The organism is Agrococcus citreus (assembly GCF_039527715.1).
GTDB classification, from domain to species: domain Bacteria; phylum Actinomycetota; class Actinomycetes; order Actinomycetales; family Microbacteriaceae; genus Agrococcus; species Agrococcus citreus.
Genome location: NZ_BAAAKK010000005.1, coordinates 483,571 through 499,341, shown reverse-complemented (window position 1 = coordinate 499,341; position 15,771 = coordinate 483,571). Strand labels below are relative to the sequence as shown.

Annotated in this window: 18 protein-coding genes and 1 pseudogene; 4 read left to right on the top strand and 15 right to left on the bottom strand. The window is 73.2% G+C overall.

The genetic code is table 11. The features are described 5' to 3' along the window. Positions 1-107 precede the first annotated feature (107 nt). From ABD106_RS11290 to ABD106_RS11255, 8 genes and pseudogenes are all read right to left on the bottom strand, one after another. Positions 108-593 (bottom strand): annotated as a pseudogene (locus tag ABD106_RS11290) (AMP-binding protein); the annotation flags it as partial. Between the two features lie 19 nt (positions 594-612). Continuing rightward, positions 613-1,512: a 1,4-dihydroxy-2-naphthoyl-CoA synthase gene (locus ABD106_RS11285; RefSeq protein WP_343920399.1), complete on the bottom strand. Its 900-nt coding sequence runs from the start codon at positions 1,510-1,512 to the stop codon at positions 613-615. A 37-nt stretch (positions 1,513-1,549) separates the two neighbouring features. Continuing rightward, positions 1,550-2,659 (bottom strand): hypothetical protein, encoded by a 1,110-nt coding sequence (locus tag ABD106_RS11280; RefSeq protein ID WP_343920397.1) that lies wholly within the window; start codon positions 2,657-2,659, stop codon positions 1,550-1,552. 20 nt (positions 2,660-2,679) lie between these two features. Next, positions 2,680-3,729, bottom strand: a complete 1,050-nt coding sequence (locus ABD106_RS11275) for a hypothetical protein (RefSeq protein ID WP_343920395.1) — start codon at positions 3,727-3,729, stop codon at positions 2,680-2,682. Positions 3,730-3,773: 44 nt separating this feature from the next. Further along, complete coding sequence (locus ABD106_RS11270) at positions 3,774-4,850, bottom strand: hypothetical protein (RefSeq protein WP_343920393.1); 1,077 nt, start codon at positions 4,848-4,850, stop codon at positions 3,774-3,776. 82 nt (positions 4,851-4,932) lie between these two features. After that, the gene (locus tag ABD106_RS11265; protein ID WP_343920391.1) at positions 4,933-5,988 is read right to left on the bottom strand and encodes a hypothetical protein; all 1,056 of its coding nucleotides are present in this window, start codon (positions 5,986-5,988) and stop codon (positions 4,933-4,935) included. A gap of 71 nt (positions 5,989-6,059) precedes the next feature. Further along, positions 6,060-6,446 carry a hypothetical protein gene (locus tag ABD106_RS11260; protein ID WP_343920389.1) on the bottom strand — a complete coding sequence of 129 codons (387 nt, stop codon included), beginning with the start codon at positions 6,444-6,446 and terminating at the stop codon, positions 6,060-6,062. A gap of 46 nt (positions 6,447-6,492) precedes the next feature. Further along, entirely contained in the window at positions 6,493-6,825 is a 333-nt protein-coding gene (locus ABD106_RS11255; RefSeq protein ID WP_343920387.1) for a hypothetical protein, read from the bottom strand. Between the two features lie 34 nt (positions 6,826-6,859). Here ABD106_RS11255 and ABD106_RS11250 point away from each other — a divergent pair, with 34 nt between their 5' ends. Beyond that, a complete protein-coding gene (locus ABD106_RS11250) occupies positions 6,860-7,831 on the top strand; it encodes an o-succinylbenzoate synthase (RefSeq protein WP_343920385.1) in 972 nt (323 codons plus the stop codon). Between the two features lie 346 nt (positions 7,832-8,177). On the opposite strand, the gene ccsB is transcribed toward ABD106_RS11250, so the two are convergent. Genes ccsB through ABD106_RS11225 form a run of 5 tightly spaced genes read right to left on the bottom strand, consistent with a single transcriptional unit; the run spans position 8,178 to position 12,744 of the window. After that, positions 8,178-9,065 carry a c-type cytochrome biogenesis protein CcsB gene (gene ccsB, locus ABD106_RS11245; protein ID WP_343921058.1) on the bottom strand — a complete coding sequence of 296 codons (888 nt, stop codon included), beginning with the start codon at positions 9,063-9,065 and terminating at the stop codon, positions 8,178-8,180. Between the two features lie 47 nt (positions 9,066-9,112). Then, positions 9,113-10,741, bottom strand: coding sequence for a cytochrome c biogenesis protein ResB (gene resB / locus ABD106_RS11240; RefSeq protein WP_343920383.1), 1,629 nt, complete (start codon positions 10,739-10,741; stop codon positions 9,113-9,115). After that, the gene (locus ABD106_RS11235; protein ID WP_425545754.1) at positions 10,725-11,474 is read right to left on the bottom strand and encodes a cytochrome c biogenesis CcdA family protein; all 750 of its coding nucleotides are present in this window, start codon (positions 11,472-11,474) and stop codon (positions 10,725-10,727) included. Before ABD106_RS11235 ends, resB begins: the two co-directional genes overlap by 17 nt. Before the next feature lie 44 nt (positions 11,475-11,518). Continuing rightward, the gene (locus ABD106_RS11230; protein ID WP_343920381.1) at positions 11,519-12,079 is read right to left on the bottom strand and encodes a TlpA family protein disulfide reductase; all 561 of its coding nucleotides are present in this window, start codon (positions 12,077-12,079) and stop codon (positions 11,519-11,521) included. 11 nt (positions 12,080-12,090) lie between these two features. Then, positions 12,091-12,744, bottom strand: coding sequence for a histidine phosphatase family protein (locus ABD106_RS11225; RefSeq protein WP_343920379.1), 654 nt, complete (start codon positions 12,742-12,744; stop codon positions 12,091-12,093). Positions 12,745-12,807: 63 nt separating this feature from the next. Here ABD106_RS11225 and ABD106_RS11220 point away from each other — a divergent pair, with 63 nt between their 5' ends. The 3 genes from ABD106_RS11220 to aspS all read left to right on the top strand — a co-directional run bounded on the left by ABD106_RS11220 (position 12,808) and on the right by aspS (position 15,222). Beyond that, positions 12,808-13,530: a 3-keto-5-aminohexanoate cleavage protein gene (locus ABD106_RS11220; RefSeq protein WP_343920377.1), complete on the top strand. Its 723-nt coding sequence runs from the start codon at positions 12,808-12,810 to the stop codon at positions 13,528-13,530. 20 nt (positions 13,531-13,550) lie between these two features. Next, positions 13,551-13,844: a hypothetical protein gene (locus ABD106_RS11215; RefSeq protein ID WP_343920375.1), complete on the top strand. Its 294-nt coding sequence runs from the start codon at positions 13,551-13,553 to the stop codon at positions 13,842-13,844. An 85-nt stretch (positions 13,845-13,929) separates the two neighbouring features. Further along, on the top strand, positions 13,930-15,222 hold the full coding sequence (aspS, locus tag ABD106_RS11210) for an aspartate--tRNA(Asn) ligase (RefSeq protein WP_343921054.1): 1,293 nt from the start codon (positions 13,930-13,932) through the stop codon (positions 15,220-15,222). A gap of 57 nt (positions 15,223-15,279) precedes the next feature. Here the strand turns inward: aspS and ABD106_RS11205 are convergent, their stop codons facing one another. Both ABD106_RS11205 and ABD106_RS11200 read right to left on the bottom strand, forming a co-directional pair. Beyond that, the gene (locus tag ABD106_RS11205) at positions 15,280-15,537 is read right to left on the bottom strand and encodes a glutaredoxin family protein (RefSeq protein ID WP_343920373.1); all 258 of its coding nucleotides are present in this window, start codon (positions 15,535-15,537) and stop codon (positions 15,280-15,282) included. A gap of 67 nt (positions 15,538-15,604) precedes the next feature. Next, entirely contained in the window at positions 15,605-15,703 is a 99-nt protein-coding gene (locus ABD106_RS11200) for a 30S ribosomal protein bS22 (protein ID WP_092916513.1), read from the bottom strand. Positions 15,704-15,771: the final 68 nt, after the last annotated feature.

Below are 15,771 nucleotides of genomic sequence, written 5' to 3'. Positions count from 1 at the left end.
TGCGCGGTGAGCTCGGGATCGTCGTAGCCGTCGGCGAGCTGCGGGCCCGAGATCTCGATCTGGTCGGTGAGGCGCACCTTGACGTCGCGCAGCGGTCGACCGTCCCAGACGCATCCGCCGACCGTCTCGGTCGCGCCGTACGTGCGGGTGATGCGCCAGCCGAGCCGGGCCGCTCGCTCGATGAGCCCGAGCGGGGCACGCTGACCGCCGAGCAGGATGCGGTCGAGCCGTGCGATCGGGCCGATGAACGAGCGGTCGAGCTGCGCGGCGTCGACGAGCCGGGCGAGCTGCGTGGGCACGAGCGAGGTGTACTTGCGGTCGTGCTCGAGGCTCAGCACGGCCTCGCGGAAGGCCTCGGCCGTGAACGCGCCCGCGGTGCGCACGAGCGGCGCCCCCGAGACCGCGTTGCGCCACATGACGTTCTTGCCGGCGATGTACTGCTCGGGCAGCGCGAGCACCCACTGGCCGGCGCCGCCGAGTCGATCGATCGCGGCGGCGGTCGAGGCGGCGATCGCCTCCTCCGAGATGATCACCCGCTTGGGCACGCCGCTCGAACCGCTCGTCTCGACGACGATCGTCATGTGCGCTCCCCTCGCTGCGGTCGTGCTCGTCTCAGTACTGCCACGGGAAGGGCGACCAGTCGGGCTCGCGCTTCTCGAGGAACGCGTCGCGCCCCTCGACGGCCTCGTCGGTGCCGTACGCGAGCCGGGTCGCCTCCCCCGCGAAGATCTGCTGCCCCACGAGGCCGTCGTCGACCGCGTTGAAGGCGAACTTCAGCATCCGGATGGCCGTCGGGCTCTTCGTGAGGATCTCGCGCGCCCAGTCGATCGCGGTCGACTCGAGCTCGGCGTGCGGCACGGCGGCGTTGATCGCGCCCGCCGCGAGCGCGCGCTCGGCGCTGTACTCGCGGGCGAGGAAGAAGACCTCGCGCGCGAACTTCTGCCCCGTCTGCCGCGCCATGTAGGCGGAGCCGTAGCCGGCGTCGAACGAGCCGACATCGGCGTCGGTCTGCTTGAAGCGGCCGTGCTCGGCGCTCGCGATCGTCAGGTCGCACACGACGTGCAGCGAGTGGCCGCCGCCGGCCGCCCAGCCGGGCACGACGGCGATGACGACCTTCGGCATGAAGCGGATGAGCCGCTGCACCTCGAGGATGTGCAGCCGGCCGGAGCGCGCGGGATCGATCGAGCCCGCCGTGTCGCCCTCGGCGTACTTGTAGCCGTCGCGGCCGCGGATGCGCTGGTCGCCGCCCGAGCAGAACGCCCAGCCGCCGTCCTTCGGGCTCGGCCCGTTGCCCGTCAGCAGCACGACGCCGATGCGGCTGTCCTGCCGCGCGGCGTCGAGCGCGCGGTACAGCTCGTCGACCGTGTGCGGGCGGAAGGCGTTGCGCACCTCCGGGCGATCGAACGCGATGCGCGCGATGCGGCCGTCGCGCGAGCGGTGCACGGTGATGTCGTCGTAGCCGGGCTCGGCGTCGGCCCATTCGGCGGGGTCGAAGAGCGGCGAGATGGTCACCTGCCCACCCTAGTCATCGCGCCGCGCGCGTGGTCGGTCAGGGGCACGGCTCGAGCGCGCCGCCGGGCGCTCCGGGCGCCGAGCACAGCCACGCCGCGGGGCTCCCCAGCTCGTCGGCGGTGACGCGGATGCGCATCTCCGTCCAGCGCTCGGACCCCTCGACGACGGCCTCGAGCGGCACGACGAGATCGATCGCGCCGGGATCGTCCATGGCGCCGAGCAGCGTCGCTCCCTCGGGTGCCCGCACGGCCGCGTCGGGCGCGAGGACGCATCCATCCTGCTGCTGGCACGCCGCGGAGGCCGCGAGCGCCACCTGGATGACGCGGTCGTGCACGGCCGGGACGATGCGGGCGCCGGCGACCGCCTCGGTGCGCGTGCCCGGGTCGCCGTCGACCTCGAACGCGTTGCCGCCGATCTCGACGAGCTCGCGAGCGAAGGCGTCGAACCTGTAGACGCCCGGGTAGAGCTGCACCGCGGCGCCAGTCATGAGCGTGCCGGCGATGCTCGCCGTGCCGCCGCCGACCTGATGCATCACCACCGGCTCCGCGAGCGAATCGATGAATCGCCACGCTCCGTCGACCTGCTCGGCCTCGAGCGTGCGCGTGACGGTGCGGTCCGCGACCCGGTAGCGCACCACCACGCGCCCCGCCTGCCCCTCGACGTGCACGAACGGCACGACCGCCCCGCGGATGCGGTCCGCGGACTCGAGCAGCCACCCGGGTGCCCCGCGAGCGCCCGCTGGGGCGGCGAGCGCCGGCAATGGGACGAGCGCTGTCGCCTCGTCGCTCCTGCCCACGGCGATGGCCGCGAGGTAGGCCGAGGCCGTCGCGCGGAGGCGGTCGGCGCGCTCCTGCGCCGCCATCTGCTCTGCGGCGGCGATGCCGCCCGGCACGACCATGCCGACGAGCAGTCCGATCAGCGCGGCGACCAGGAGCTGGCGCCGGCGCTCGCCCGGGCGCGCGAGGCGCGGCAGGCTCGCGGCGGCCGAGGGCTCGACGACAGCCTCGAGCGGCGGCGCAGGATCCGGCGCGCGATCGGCGATCGGTCGATCGGATGCCGCGACGTCGGGCATCACGAAGGCCGGCATGATCGAGCGCTCGCCCCGCGCCTCGCTCGGGCCAGGCACCTCCCACTCCGGCGTCGCCACGGGTCACCGCCACCATCGGCTCAGGCAGCGCAGGGGACCAGGTCGGTGCCGAGCTCGCCCGGCTTGCCGCACAGCCACTCGACCGGCGCACCCCTCTCGTCGAGCACGACGCGCACGCGCACCTCGAACCACTCGGGTCCGCCCTCGACCGCTGCCGCGACCGGCACCGAGAGGTCGATCGACTCCATCGTCGCTCCCATGCCCATCCGCACCACGGCACCGGTCGGCTCGACCCGCGCGTCGGCGGGCACGGCACAGCCCGGCTCCGTCTGGCAGGCCGCGACCGACGCCATCGCGAGCTCGGTCGCGTAGTCGCTGATCTGCGGCACCACCCCGGCCGTGACGTAAGGCACCGTGGGCGTGTGCGGGTCGCCGTCGACGACGAAGACGTCGCCGCCCGAGAGGAAGATGGGCCCCGAGACGATGTCGACCGTGTAGGTGCCCGGGTAGAGCAGCACCGGCGCTCCCCCGCCGAGCGGGACCCCGGCGATCTGCACCCTCGTGATCGGCTCGTAGTAGGCGAGGTCGACGACCTCGGCGAGCGACGTCTGCAGCCGCCATCCGGTGGCGTCGTGCTCGGCCTGCAGGGTGCGGTAGACGTCGCTGCCGCCGACGCGGTAGCGCACCTCCGCCGTGCCGACGGCGCCGTCGACGTGCACGAGCCGCACCTCGTACGCCTCGATCCTGCCCGCGGCCTGCAGCACCGCATCCGGCGCCGCCGCGCCCCGACCGCCGAGCGGCACCGCCTCCGAGGCGAGCTCGGCCCGGCCGTCGGCGATCGCCGTCAGGTAGTCGAGCGCCGCCGCCCGCAGCGTGTCGACTCGAGCCGCCGCGGCGGCGCGCTCCACCGCGTCGAGCGTCGCGGGCACGGCGGCGCCAAGCACCGCGCCGAGCACGCAGGCGATCACCACCTGGCGCCAGCCGAAGCCCGAGCGGGTGCCCGGTCGAGCGTGCACGGGTGCCGAGGGCTGGGCGTCGCGCGACGTCTCGACGCCAGGCTCATCGGCGACCGTCGAGGGTGGGGCGACCACCTCCGACGGCATCTCGAACCGCGGCATCGACGTCGACACGCATCCATTGTCACGCCGTTACGAGGGCGCGAACAGAGGGCAGTTCAGGGCATGCAGGGCTCGAGATCGCTGTGCGGCTCGTCGATCGCTCCGCACTCCCAGCGCAGGGGCGCGTCGGCCCCGTCGGTGATGACGCGCAGCTGCAGCTCCTGTCGCCGACCGCCCGATGCCGCGTCGAGCCCGAGCACCACGACGAGATCGGTCGCGCCGTCAGGGTCGACGCGCAGGATCTCCGGGGCGACGGGCGGGATGGCGACGACCGTGTACTGGCCGATCGGGCACGCGGGCTGCGCCTCGCACGACTCGACGCGCGACGCTGCGACCGCGATCGCCGCGTCGCCGAGCCGCTCCGAGGGTTCGACGGAGGTGTGCAGCTCGGTCGACGACGCAGGGTCGCCGTCGACCTCGAAGCCCTCGCCCCCTGTCCGCAGCATCGGCCCGGAGACCCGATCGACCTCGTAGCGACCCGGGTAGAGCATGACCGCGCGCGACGACGGCAGCTCGACGCCGCCGACGAGCACACCGGTCGACCCGTCAGTGGCATGCACGACGACCGGCTCCGCGAGCGAGGTCGTGAGCCTCCACGCGCCAGCCGCGCGCTCCGCGGAGAGCGTCTGCCGCTCGCGGGCGGAGCCGACCTGGTAGCGCACCTCGACGCTGCCCGCCTGCTCGTCCACCACCACGGAGCTGACCTCGACCGCGGTGATCGGTTCGGCCGCCCGCAGCGCTTGCGCGGGAGCGGGGTCGCCCTCGACCGGCGCGATCGCGGTGGCGAGCGCGGCGTCACCGCCGGCGATCGCGTCGAGGTAGCGCTGGGCGGTGGAGCGCAGGCCGTCGACGCGCTCGACCGCCGCCGTGCGATCCGCCTGCTGCAGCACGGCGGGCACCGAGGAGCCGAGCAGCACGCCGACGAGCGCGGCGATCACGAGCTGCCGCCAGGGCCGGCGCTCGTGCGTCAGCACGATGTCGTCGCGGTCGACGGTCGGGTCGACGGTCGGGTCGACGGTCGGGTCGACGGCAGGGTCGGATGTCGCGGGCTGACGTCCCCGGGCGGGCGGCGCAGCGCGCGTCGAGGGCGGTTCGGTCGCCTCCGGTGGCATGACGAACTCGGGCGTCAGCACGTGCGCCTCCTCGTGCCATCACGGGTTCCGCGGCGACACGCGAGCATCGTCGCGCTGACCGAGGCATCCGACAGGGACGACTTCAGGCGCGGCAGGGCTCCATCGCGCCTGGGAAGCCCTGCTCGCTGATGTCGCCGCACTCCCACCCGACGAGCGCTCCGGCTTCATCGACGACAGCCCGCATGCGCAGCTGGCGGGTCTGTCCCGAGAAGTCGCGGCTGTGCAGCTGCACCATCATGCTGACGGCGCCCCTCGCGTCGACGCTCTCCACCCAGGGCTCGTCCACCATCTCGACATCCGCGCCCGCCTCGATCGCGCACTCGGCGCCCGAATCGCACGCGCGCACGTGCGCGATCGCGACCTCCTCCGCGACATCGGCCATCCCGGGCGCGACGTCCATCGCCGAGTAGACCTCCGTCGGCGTGCTCGGGTCGCCATCGACGTCGAACCGCTCGCCGCCCATCGCGATGAGCGGCGTGGTCGTGCGGTCGGTCCGGTACGTGCCCGGGTAGAGCAGCACGCGACCGGTCGGCGGCAGGTCGACGCCGGCGACCGTGATGCCGCTCGTCCCGTCGAACGAGTGGGCGATCACGGGCTCGGCGAGCGACGTGAGCAGCCGCCACTGCCCGCCCACGTGCTCGGCGTCGAGCGAGCGCGAGATCATGCGCCCGCCGGCCCGGTAGTGCACCTGGACCGTTGCGAGATCGCCCTCGACCTGCGTCAGCCGCACCTCGGGCAGCTCGATCCGCTGCGCCGAGCGGAGCACCGCGTCGGGCGGCGTCTCGGCGTCGGCCTCGACCGGCACCATCGCCGTCGCGGCGTTCGACTCCCCGGCGGCGATCGCATCGAGGTAGGCCATCGTCGTGCTCCGCAGGCTCTCGACCCGCGCATCCGCCGCCGCTCCGTCGACGCCCTGGAACACCGAGGGCAGGCCGGCGCCGACCAGGATGCCGACGAGCGCCGCGGCCGTGAGCTGGCGCCACGGGACCCGCGGTCGCGCGATCGGCTCGTCGGGCTCGGCGGTGAGGTGCGCGGCGGGGTGCCGCTCGGGCTCTGGCGGTCCCGGCGCCGGAGCGGGTGCTGCGAGCTGGCGTGCCGGAGGCTCCGGGGGCATCACGAACTCGGGCGAGGGCGGCACGGGCCCATCCTGGCGCGCCGCGTCGTCGACGGCCAGTGCCGCGCCCGAATCGTTACCGCACTCGGGGCGCGTCAGACCGAGGCGGAGAGCGCGTCCAGGAAGCCCCAGCCGAAGGAGGTCGCGGCGCCGAACAGCACGAGGAAGCCGAGGCCGAGCGCCGCACCGAAGACGCCGGTGCGGCGACCGTCCGGCACCGTCGCGGCGACGCATCCCGCGACGACACCGCCGAGGCCGACGAGCACCACCAGCACGAGCACGACGACGAGCACGGGGAGCTCGCCGGGCTTCGGCGCGAACAGGTGGCTGAACTGCTGGACGAGCGAGAAGACCTGCAGCGCCGCGGCGGCCGCGAGCAGCCAGAGCGAGAGCACCCCGAGGCGTGCGCGGCGGCGGTCGCGGGCGGAGCGCACGGGCGCGGGGCGCGGCGTGCGGGGTTCGGTCAGCAGGTCTTCGAGCATCGCCCGATGCTACGAGCGGCCGCGAGCGGCGAGCGGGAGGCGCGCGCTACTCGAGCAGGCCGAGCGCGAAGCCGATCACGAGGAACACGACGGGGTTGGAGATGACGAGCAGACCGCCGCTGATCGCGGCCATCGTGATGTTCGCGGTGCCGCGCTTGACGGCGGCGGTGATGGCGAACGCGATCGACAGGAGCGTGCAGATGCCCCAGAGCGGCAGCAGCCAGATGACGATGCCGTCGAGGTCGACGAACGCGACGCCGGTCGCGAGCAGCAGCATCGCTCCGCACAGCACGGCGGCGATGAGCGCGAGCGTGCCCCACACGGGGTTGCGGCGGCGGGGCGCGAGTCGCGTGTCGATCACCCAGGGCAGTTCGGTCACGCGTCGATTCTGGCAGGCGTGCGACCATGACGGCGTGGACCTCGCCTTCGAACGGCTCGCCGACCGCATGCACGTCGTCTCCCTGCCGCTCGCGACGCGGTTCCGGGGGGTCGAGGTGCGCGAGATCGCGCTGCTCTCGGGTGCCGCGGGATGGGGCGAGTGGAGCCCCTTCCTGGAGTACCCGCCCGAGGAGGCCGCCCGCTGGCTGCGCGCGGCACTCGAGGACGCCGACCTCGAGCGACCGGCGGTCGTCCGCGACCGGATCCCGGTGAACGCGACCCTGCCGGCGGTCGGCCCCGACGCGGTCGCGGGAGTGCTCGCCCGCTACGACGGCTGCCGCACGGTGAAGGTGAAGGTCGCTGAGCGCGGGCAGACGCTCGCCGACGACGTCGCCCGCGTCGCGGAGGTGCGCGCGCTGCTGCCCGAGGCGCGCATCCGGGTCGACGCCAACGGCGGCTGGAACCTCGACGAGGCCGAGACCGCGGTGCGCGCCCTCGAGCGGTTCGACCTCGAGTACGTCGAGCAGCCGTGCGCGACGGTGCCGGAGCTCGCGGAGCTGCGGCTGCGGCTGCATCGGCTGGCGATCCCGATCGCGGCGGACGAGTCGGTGCGCAAGGCCGAGGACCCGCTGCTCGTCGCGCGCGCCGGAGCGGCGGATGTGCTGGTCGTGAAGGCGCAGCCGCTCGGCGGGGTGCGCGCGGCGCTCGCGATCGTCGCCGAGGCGGGTCTGCCCGCCGTGGTGTCGAGCGCGCTCGACTCGAGCGTCGGCCTGTCGATGGGCGCGGCGCTCGCGGGGGCGCTGCCATCGCTCCCCTTCGACTGCGGGCTCGGCACGGGCGCGCTGCTGGCCGCGGACGTCGTCGCCGATCCGCTCGTCCCCGTCGACGGCTCGATCCCGGTCACGCGCGTCGCGCCGCTCCCCGACCTGCTCGCCCAGCACGCCGCATCCGCCGAGCACACCGACGCCTGGCGCGCCCGCCTGGCCGCCGCCCTCCCCCACCTGTGACTGCTCACCGTCCGGTGAGTGGCGCCTCCCGCGCGTGAGTGGCGCCTCCCGCGTGTGAGTGGCGCCGTCCACGCTTGAGTGGCGCCTCCCGCGCCTGAGTGGCGGCTCCCCAGTGTGAGTGGCGGCTCCCGAGCGTGAGTGGCGCCTCCCGAGCGTGAGTGGCGCCTCCCGGGCGTAAGTGGCGCATCCGGAACCAAGCACGGATGACTGGCCGGTGAGCTGTCGCGCGCCACGGAAATGAGGTAGCGGCGACATCCGTACGACGGAGGCGCCACTCACCTGCCGGAGGCGCCACTCACGTGACAGGCACTGACCGCGCCGGCGGGACCACCCGCGGCGTTGAGGATCAGAGGCCGCTGTAGGCGTGCAGGCCCTTGAAGAAGAGGTTCACGACCGAGTAGTTGAAGAGGATCGCGGCGAAGCCGATGAGCTGGAGCCACGCCGAGCGCGAGCCGCGCCAGCCGCGCGTCGCGCGGGCGTGCACGTAGCCGGCGTAGATGACCCAGATGACGAAGGTCCACACCTCCTTCGTGTCCCAGCCCCAGTAGCGACCCCACGCGTGCTCGGCCCAGACCGCGCCCGCGATGAGCGTGAACGTCCAGCAGATGAAGCCGATGACGCCCACGCGGTAGGCGAGGTCCTCGAGCTGCACGGGCGACGGCAGCGAGCGCAGGAATCCGCTGTCGCGGCGCTCCTTGATGAGCTGCAGGATGCTGAGGCCCGACCCGAGCGCGAAGAATCCGGTCGCGAGCGTGGCGACGAAGACGTGGATGACGAGCCAGTACGACTGCAGCGCGGGCGGCAGCGGCGTCGGCGCGACGTAGAAGTTGACGGTCGCGAGCCCGAGGAACACCGTCGCGAGGCCGGTGATGAAGACGCCGAGGAAGTTCAGGTCGCGCCACAGCCGCGAGAGCACGAAGACGCCGACGATGACCGCGACGCCCGTGAGCGCGAACTCGTACATGTTCGCCCACGGCACGCGGCCGGCGGAGAGGCCGCGGAGCACGTCGCCCGCGACGTGCAGGATCCAGGCGAGCACCGTGAGCACGTAGCCGATGCGGGCGCCGCGCCCGGGCTTCGCGGCGGCAGGCGCGACCGGCGCCGCGGGCGCCGCCGACTCGACGGGCGCACCGGCGCCCACCAGCACGCGCGCCTCGGCCGCGACGGGCTTCGACCCCGAGCGACGAGCCACGTCGACGGCGTACGCGATGAACGCGAACGTGTACACCGCCATCGCGGAGTACACGAGCAGCAGCGAGAAGGAGTCGAGCTCAGCGGGCGTCACGGGTCAATCCTACGCTCGCGCTCGCCGTCGACCGTGGGTGCCGGATCGTCGGCTGCAGCGTCGCCGGGCTCGCCGATCCGCTTCGCCAGGTCGCCGACCGCCCGCTCGAGCGCCGGGTCCTCGCCGCGAGCGAGACCGGCGACCTCGAGCCCCGCGGGCGTCGCCTTCACCCACATGCGGCGTCGCGGGATGAGCAGCGAGCCGAGGAGCGAGAGGAAGAGCACGATCGTGATCCACAGCACGGGCGTCTGCGTGTGGTCGACGTGCACCTCGATGACCCCGTAGCGCCGCACGTCCTCGAACGTGATGGTGCCGAGACCGCCGGGGATGTCGACCGACTGCCCGGGCGCGAGCGTGAGCGGCTCGGTGCCGGAGTCGCCGCCTGCGATCTGCGTCATCTCGTCGGTCTCGAGCGCGTAGACCGATCGCGGGATGCCCGCGTCGAGCCCGAGGTCGCCCGAGAAGGCCTGCAGCGACAGCACCGGGTTCGCGAGGTCCGGGTAGCCCGAGGCGAGCGCACCGGTGTCGAGCGCGACCGCGGTCGGGTAGAAGAAGCCGCGCATGCCGAGCTGCTCGTCGAGCCCGTCGGGCAGCTTGATCACGCCGAGGCTCGTCATGTTGTCGTCCTGCGCGAGGAACGGCGTGTACTGGTCGTAGACGACCTGTCCGGATGCGTCGCGCACCGAGATGCGCGGCGCGTAGCCGTTCGAGATCAGGTAGAGGTCGGCACCGGCGACCGAGAGCGGATGGTTGACCTTGATCTGGCCCTCGCGCTGCGCGCCGCCCTCGGTGACCGACACCGCGGCGGTGAAGTCGAGCGGCGCCCCGACCGCGTTCGGGTTCTCGGTCTCGTAGACGACCTCGAGGTCGTCGAGCGCGACCGCGAACGGCTCGAGCCCGTCGTCGTCGAACCACTGCCCCGCGGTGAACGAGTCGTAGCTCGAGAGCGAGTTCGCGAAGCCGGAGCCCTCGACGAGCAGCCGCTGGCCCGAGTAGCCGAAGCCCGAGCCGAGACCCACGACGAGCAGCAGCGCGAGCAGCGAGATGTGGAAGATGAGGTTGCCGGTCTCGCGCAGGTAGCCGCGCTCGGCCGAGACGGAGTCGCCGTAGCGCGTCGTCCGGTAGCCGAGGCGGCGCAGCACGCGATCGGCGCGGTCGAGGTCGGATGCGCCACCCTGCACCGTCTGGAACCCGACGAGCCGCGACAGCCGCGAGGGCGTGCGCGGAGGGAGGGCGCGCATCGCCTTCCAGTGGTGCGCGAGGCGCGGCACGACGCATCCGACGAGCGACGTGAACAGCAGGATGTAGATGGCCGAGAACCACGGGCTCGAGTAGACGTCGTGGAGCGAGAGCGCGTCGTACAGCCAGATGAGCTCCGGGTTGTCGGCGCGCACCTGCAGGACGCCGTTCGGGTCGGAGGACCGCTGCGGCACGAGGCTGCCGGGGATGGCGGCGACAGCGAGGAGCAGCAGCAGCACGATGGCGGTGCGCATCGACGTCAGCTGGCGCCACATGAAGCGCAGCCAGCCGCGCACCCCGAGCTTCGGGTCGCCGGACTGCCGGGCGGGCGCCTCGGGGGCGTCGATGTGGTCGCCCGGGCGCAGCGGGTCAGATGATCGTGACAACGGAGGCGATCCATCCTTGAAGCGATTGCATGATGGCGTTCCACACCCCGGTCACCATCAGCACGCCGATGGCGATGAGCATCGCGCCGCCAGCGATGTTGACGGCGCGGATGTGCCGGCGCAGCCACGCGACGGCGCCGCCGGCCCAGCCGAGGCCGAGCGCGATGAGCAGGAACGGGATGCCGAGCCCCAGCGCGTACGCGAGGCCGAGGATGGCCCCCTGCCACGCGGAGCCGGTGGTGACGGTGAGCGCGCTGATGGCCGCGAGCGTCGGGCCGGAGCACGGGGTCCAGCCGAGCGCGAAGACGACGCCCACGACGGGTGCGGCCCAGAGCCCGCCCGCCTTGACCTGCTGCGGCTTCCAGACCCGCTGCAGGAACGAGAACTGGCCGACGAACACGAGGCCGAGGACGATGAGCGCGACGCCCAGCACCCGCACGATCGTGTCGCTGTGCTGCAGCAGGAACGAGCTGATGCCGCCGACGATCGCGGTGCCGAGCACGAACACGAGGGTGAAGCCGGCGATGAAGAGCGCGACGCCCGCGACGAGCCGACCGCGGCCGCGCTGGCCGTCGCCGACGAGCGAGCCGACGAGGCCGAGGTAGCCGGGCACGAGCGGCAGGATGCACGGGCTCGCGAACGACACGAGCCCGGCGAGCAGCGCGATCGGCACCGACACGAGCAGCTGACCGCTCAGCACCGCGCCCGCAGGATCGAAGGCAGCGGCACCCAAGGCGGCAGCCTCGAAGGCGGGTGCGACGAGCGCGAGGGCGGCACTCACCGCTCGAGCTCCTCCCGCAGCAGCGTCGAGAGGATGCTCGAGTCGGTCACCGCGCCCGAGACGCGGGCGGCGACGCGGCCGTCGGCGTCGAGGATGAGCGTGGTCGGCACAGCGTTCGGCGCGACGATGCCGGTGAAGGCGAGCTGCCCCGCGGCCGTCTCGTCGTCGAGGATCGACGGGTACTCGACGCCGAACTGCTCCTCGAAGGCGGCGGCCTGCGCGGCGCCGTCGCGCACGTTGATGCCGAGGAAGTCGACGCGGTCGCCGAGCTCGGCGTGCAGCTCGGCGAGCACCGGCGCCTCGATGCGGCACGGCGGGCAGGCCGCGTACCAGAAGTTCACGAGCGTGACGCCGTCGAGCTCGGCGGAGTCGAACTCGCCGCCGTCCACGAGCGGCCCGCTGAAGGGCTGCGGCTCGCCGCGCTCCTCGACCGGGAACTCGGTGACGAAGCCGTCACCGGCGATGTAGCCCGCGTCGCCGACCTGGCCGGCCACGCCGTCGGCCGACGCGCAGCCCGCGAGCGCGAGCGCAGCGAGCGCGATGCCGGCCACGCGCATCCGCCGGCGCTTCACACCGCTCCCGCGTCGATCGCCGACTCGGCGGCGGCCGGCTCGACGTAGTCGACCTCGACGAACCGGCCCTCAACGCGCGCGAAGCTCGTGATGGACGAGAGCTGGCAGCGCCGCGAGCGGGGGTCGTGCCACAGCGGCTTGCGCGCGAGCTCGAGGTGCGCCATCCAGATGGGCGACTGGTGGCTCACGAAGACGATGTCGCCGTCGTCGTCCGACTCGGCGAGCTCGTCCCAGGCGTCCTCCATCGCGGCGATCACGCGCTGCGCGATCGCGCGGTACGGCTCGCCCCACGACGGGCGGAAGGGATTGCGCAGCAGCGGCCACGCGGAGGGGTGGCGCAGCGCGCCGCTCGCCTCGAACGTCTTGCCCTCGAACTGGTTCGTGGGCTCGATGATGCGGCGCTCGGTGCGGATCTCGAGACCGAAGGCCTCCGCCCACGGCTGCGCCGACTGCTGGGCGCGCTCGAGCGGGCTCGCCGCGAGGCGCACGACGTTGCGGGCGCTCTCGCCCTCGGCGAGCCGAGCGGCCGCCATGGCTGCCATCCGGTGGCCGCGCTCCGAGAGCACGAACCCCGGCATGCGGCCGTAGAGCACGCGATCGGGGTTGTCGACCTCGCCGTGGCGCACGAGATGGAGGCGGCGGGCGGGCATGGCTCCATGGTACCGGCGCTCGCTATCAGCCCACTACGGGCGCTCGACCCTAGGCTCGCGCCCATGCAGGTGAAGGCGTGCCTCAACGGCGCTCGCGACGTCTCGAGCCATCCGCGCCTGTCGGCCGATCCCGCGCTGCTCGCGCGCGAGGCCGCCGCCGCGGTCGCCGCCGGCGCCTTCGCCGTGCACGTGCACCCGAAGGACGCCGCCGGTCGCGACAGCCTCGCGGCCGACGTCGTCGACCGCTGCCTGCGCGCGATGCGCGCTGCGGTCGACGCGCCGGTCGGCATCACGACCGGCGCCTGGACAGGCGACGCCGCCACGCGCCTGGCCGCGATCCGCGGCTGGCGCGAGCTGCCCGACTTCGCCTCCGTCAACGCGCATGAGCCGGGCGCCGAGCGGGTCGCGGCACTGCTGCTCGAGCGCGGCGTCGCGGTCGAGGCGGGCATCTGGGAGGAGGCGGCGCTCCGGCGATGGATGCGGTGGCCGGACCGCTCCGCGTGCCTGCGCGTGCTCGTCGAGATCCAGGACGACGACGCCGGCGCCGTGGAGGCGCTCGCTCGAGTGCTCGTGGACGGCGCCCGCGCGGCGGAGCCGTCGATGCCGGTGCTGCTGCACGGCGAGGAGCGCGCCACGTGGCCCGCGATCGACCTCGCGATCGCGTGGCAGCTCCCGACGCGCGCCGGGCTCGAGGACACGCTCACGCTCCCCGACGGCTCGGTCGCGGCCGACAGCGCGGCGCTCGTCCGGGCCGTGCTCGAGCGCGAGCGCCGCGCGCCGCGGTGACGGCACGGGATGATGGTGCGGTGCCCCTCCTCGTCCCCGTCGCGATCGCGCTCGTCATCGCGCTGACGGCATCCCTCATGTGGGTATGGGCGCGCTACCTCGCGCACCGCGCGTACGCGACGCCGGTCGCGCTCGTCGTCGGCGTGCTCGCGGCCGTCGGCATCGCGCTGCTCGTCGCCTCCGACGGGCCGGACGCGCAGATCCCCGCGGCGGCCGGATGGGCTGTGCTGGCCGCATCCGCCCTCGCGCTCGTGGGCGGCTGGGTCGCGCTCGCGACGGTGGCGCCCGCCGCGACGCAGCGACCGCGGCGCTGACGACCAGGCGCCGAGGCGGCGTCGCGACGCCATCGGGGCACCCGCCCACCGGCCCGCCCGGTAGGATCGGCGCGTGACTCGCACCCTGATCAAAGACCTCGCATCGCTCCCCGACGGCCCCGTGAAGGTGCAGGGCTGGGTCGAGACCGTGCGCGATCAGAAGCGCGTGCAGTTCGTCATCCTGCGCGACGAGACGGGCTCCGCGCAGCTCGTCAACCCCGTGAACGAGGAGACGGCCGAGACTGCCGCCACCATCTCCGGCCTCATGCACGGCTCGTTCGTGACCGTCGAGGGCGACCTGAAGGCAGACGAGCGCGTGAAGCTCGGCGGGCTCGAGGTCAAGGTGCGCTCGCTCACCGTCGAGTCGGTCGCGAAGGACAGCCCCATCGCCGACGACTCGTCGATCGACAAGCGCCTCGACTGGCGCTTCCTCGACCTGCGCCGCCCGGAGGCGCAGCTCATCTTCCGCGTGCAGACGACGATCGAGCACGCGATGCGCCAGCACTGGATCGACGAGGGCTTCATCGAGCTCCACACGCCGAAGCTCATGGCGACCGCCTCCGAGTCGCGCGCCGAGCTCTTCGAGGTGCCCTACTTCGAGACGACCGCCTACCTCGCGCAGTCGCCGCAGCTGTTCAAGCAGATGGCGCAGTCGGCCGGCTTCGGCAAGATCTTCGAGATCGGCCCGGCCTTCCGCGCCGACCCCTCGTTCACGAGCCGCCACGCGACCGAGTTCACGTCGATCGACAGCGAGATCTCGTGGATCGACAGCCACGAGGACGTCATGCAGCTGCACGAGACGCTGCTCGCGAAGGCGCTCACGGCCGTCGTCGAGCGCCACGGCGCCGAGATCGAGCAGCACTTCGGCATCACGCTCGAGGCGCCCGCGCTGCCGTTCCCGCGCATCCCGCACGCCGAGGTCAAGGCGATCGTCGAGGCTCGCGGCCACTCGATCGAGCGCGAGGACGGCGACCTCGACCCCGAGGCGGAGCGCCAGATCTCGGCGCACGTCAAGGAGACGACCGGTCACGACTTCGTCTTCGTCACCGACTACCCGTCGAGCGTGCGGCCGTTCTACCACCTGCGCCCCGAGGGCGACGGCTCGATCACGAACTCGTACGACCTGATCTACAACGGCGTCGAGATCTCCACGGGCGCGCAGCGCGAGCACCGGGTCGACGTGCTCGAGGCGCAGATCGTCGAGAAGGGCATGAACCCGGCCGAGCTCGAGGAGTACCTCGACTTCTTCCGCTACGGCACGCCGCCGCACGGCGGCTTCGGCATGGGCCTCGCCCGCGTGGCGATGCTCATGCTCGGGCTCGGCTCGATCCGCGAGTCGACGTACCTCTTCCGCGGGCCGACGCGCCTCACGCCGTAGGGCATCCGCCCAGCACCGCGTTCGCGTCCGAGTCGACCTCGACTCGGACGCGACCGCTCAACCCCTGAGGGCGAGGCGGGCGCGGATGCGGTCGGTCAGCTTCGCCGCGTCGACGCGCCACGCGGAGTGCTGGCGGCCGTCGATGAGCACGACCGGGATGTCGTCGTGCCAGCGCGCCTCGAGCGCGGGGTCGTCGAGGATCGAGCGCTCGGTGAGCGTCGCATCCGGGAACGACGCGACGACGCGCTCGACGATCGGGCGCGCCTCGTCGCAGAGGTGGCAGCCGGGCTTGCCGATCAGCGTGATCTCGACCATGCGCCAAGCCTAGACATGCGAGAGCCGGGAGCCCGCAGCTGCAGGTCCCGGCTCACGGACAACCGACTTACTTGCGGTTGCGACGCTGGTGGCGCGTCTTGCGAAGCAGCTTGCGGTGCTTCTTCTTCGACATGCGCTTGCGACGCTTCTTCACCACAGAACCCATAGAGGTTCCTCACTTCCGATCGGGATTGCTCATCGATCTGCGCGATCGTTGACCAGCGCAGGGAAAAC

Coding starts and splice junctions, on each gene's coding strand:
- ABD106_RS11260 (WP_343920389.1), bottom strand. CDS start 6,446: ATGCTCGAAGACCTGCTGACCGAACCCCGCACGCCGCGCCCCGCGCCC.
- ccsB (WP_343921058.1), bottom strand. CDS start 9,065: ATGGCGGTGTACACGTTCGCGTTCATCGCGTACGCCGTCGACGTGGCT.
- ABD106_RS11230 (WP_343920381.1), bottom strand. CDS start 12,079: ATGCGCGTGGCCGGCATCGCGCTCGCTGCGCTCGCGCTCGCGGGCTGC.
- ABD106_RS11225 (WP_343920379.1), bottom strand. CDS start 12,744: ATGCCCGCCCGCCGCCTCCATCTCGTGCGCCACGGCGAGGTCGACAAC.
- ABD106_RS11220 (WP_343920377.1), top strand. CDS start 12,808: ATGCAGGTGAAGGCGTGCCTCAACGGCGCTCGCGACGTCTCGAGCCAT.
- ABD106_RS11205 (WP_343920373.1), bottom strand. CDS start 15,537: ATGGTCGAGATCACGCTGATCGGCAAGCCCGGCTGCCACCTCTGCGAC.
- ABD106_RS11200 (WP_092916513.1), bottom strand. CDS start 15,703: ATGGGTTCTGTGGTGAAGAAGCGTCGCAAGCGCATGTCGAAGAAGAAG.